Source organism: Candidatus Accumulibacter vicinus, assembly GCF_000584955.1.
GTDB classification, from domain to species: Bacteria; Pseudomonadota; Gammaproteobacteria; order Burkholderiales; family Rhodocyclaceae; genus Accumulibacter; species Accumulibacter vicinus.
This window is the reverse complement of sequence record NZ_JDSS02000051.1, coordinates 19,025-20,898: the sequence shown is the minus strand read 5'-3', so window position 1 is coordinate 20,898 and position 1,874 is coordinate 19,025. Positions and strand designations below refer to the sequence as shown.

General features: G+C 62.3%; 2 protein-coding genes. One reads left to right on the top strand and one right to left on the bottom strand.

The window, feature by feature from the left end; all coding sequences use genetic code 11:
* Positions 1–317: 317 nt before the first annotated feature.
* Positions 318–923, top strand: coding sequence for a helix-turn-helix domain-containing protein (locus tag CAPSK01_RS20015; RefSeq protein ID WP_273704175.1), 606 nt, complete (start codon positions 318–320; stop codon positions 921–923).
* Between the two features lie 144 nt (positions 924–1,067).
* Here the strand turns inward: CAPSK01_RS20015 and CAPSK01_RS24175 are convergent, their stop codons facing one another.
* Complete coding sequence (locus tag CAPSK01_RS24175; protein ID WP_273704174.1) at positions 1,068–1,508, bottom strand: cupin domain-containing protein; 441 nt, start codon at positions 1,506–1,508, stop codon at positions 1,068–1,070.
* Positions 1,509–1,874: the final 366 nt, after the last annotated feature.

Sequence of the window (1,874 nt, the reverse complement as noted above, 5' to 3'; positions counted from 1 at the left end):
CCAACGGATTCTTCGGCTATTGACCCGAAGGACAAATTCACCCTGGATACGCGCGGCTGTACGCTTGACGATGCAGAACGTTTCAATTACTACCCGGCGACGCCGATGGCGGTGATCTCATGGATCTTTGAAGGAACGCTGCATATGGTGGAGGAGCGTGGGGCGGGTCCCCTGCCCACACTCGGCCCGGCCTTGCCGCGTCTTGTCTTTTCCGGGCCGCAACGCCGCCCTTCAGCCAGTTGGTCGCCGGGGGCAGTACATATACGCTATCGGTCGGCTTTTATCCCGAAGCCCTCTGCCGCCTTATCTGCCGGCCCATGGAAGCCTACCTCGACCAGCATCTGCCGCTGGAAACGGTTGCGCCGCCGCTCCTCTTGCAGGCATGCCAGGCGATCCTCGACGCCGGCGATGACGAGCCGTTCGCAACACTGGAAACGCATTTCCAGCCCCTATGGCGCGAACCAGGCCGAGCCAGCCCGGCACCTTATCTCGGCGATTGGGTGCGTTCCCTCGCTACCCGCGCTGCGCATTCGACCGCCGGGCGGAGTCTGCGCCAGTTGCAACGCCGCGTCCGTGACTGGACCGGCCAGAGCTACCGCGACCTGCAGCTTTTCATCCGCGTCGAGGAGGCATTCATCCGCCGCAGCGAGGCGCACGACAGCAGCGCGCCGGACCTCGCCGCCATCGCCGCCGATGCGGGCTTCGCCGACCAGTCGCACATGGGGCGTGAAATCCGCCGGGTCACGGGCATGTCGCCAGCCCGCTTTGGCGAGTGCCTGGCGAACGACGAGGCCTTTTGGTACTACCGCTTGATCGCTGGAGATCTGGGGCGCCGACCCGTTGTTCCTACAAAGCTGATGCACCAAGGCCCAACCCGGCAGTCCACACGGACGCTGCGCGATGAAGCCGCGCAGCGCCGGTGATTTCAATGAACAAATGGGATTGCCGAGCCTTGCGCCCCCGTAGGAATTTGCTTCATCGAACCGCCGGATACGTGACCCGTTCGTCCAGTGGTGTAGGAGGGGGAGGCCGCGAGGCTTGCTCCTATCCCGATTAGGCGTCGCACACTACGCCGCGAGCGTCAGTCCCTGGCGAATAGCCACACTGCACACGTTGTCGAAGGAAGGCGGCGGGAAGCCGATTTCACGGTCCATCGCTCGAAAGAAGTTCCCCGCTCCTGCGCCGGACGTAAACACCAGGAACCGGGCCGACTCGCCGACGATCCGAAAGCAGTGCACCGTATCGCCCGGAGCAAGGAAAAAGTTCCCAGCTGTGGCCCGGTGGCTCTGCCCAGCTATAACCACCTCGACTTCCCCTTCGAGCATGAAGTACGCTTCGTCCCACGGGTGACTATGAGGTGGAGGTCCGCTACCCTCGAGGCCACTCAACTCGAACACCTCGTACTTCGAGGCCGTCTGCTCCGCACCGGCCAGGATTCGGATCCTGTCAGCCAGAACTTGTAGCGAGTGTCCCTCGCCCTTCAGAAGGATGATCGGTGAAATAGGCATGTGGTTCTCCAGAGTGAGGGTAACCAGAGTACGCAGCACGAGAAGTCCTGGATGCAAGTACTGTTACAAGTGACGCCTAACGAATAAGGTTAGATCGCGCGAGCGAAGCGAGCCGCGATCTGAACCGTTTGTTGGACGAACCCGGCCGCTAGGCGCCGACCAAGCCTACAGAAAATGGGTTCCGAGTGGAAATGCCAGATGAGAAAACCGGCCGAGAAAACAGCGCGAGAGCAATGCCTTGATCAAATCGGCGCGGCGCGCCCAGGCGCGCCGCCAGCACCGACTCCTGGATTGTACTCCGATCGCGTGAGACTTGACTTGACCGATCGGCTCGTTGCCCGACCGTGGGGAGTACGCGCCTCGGTC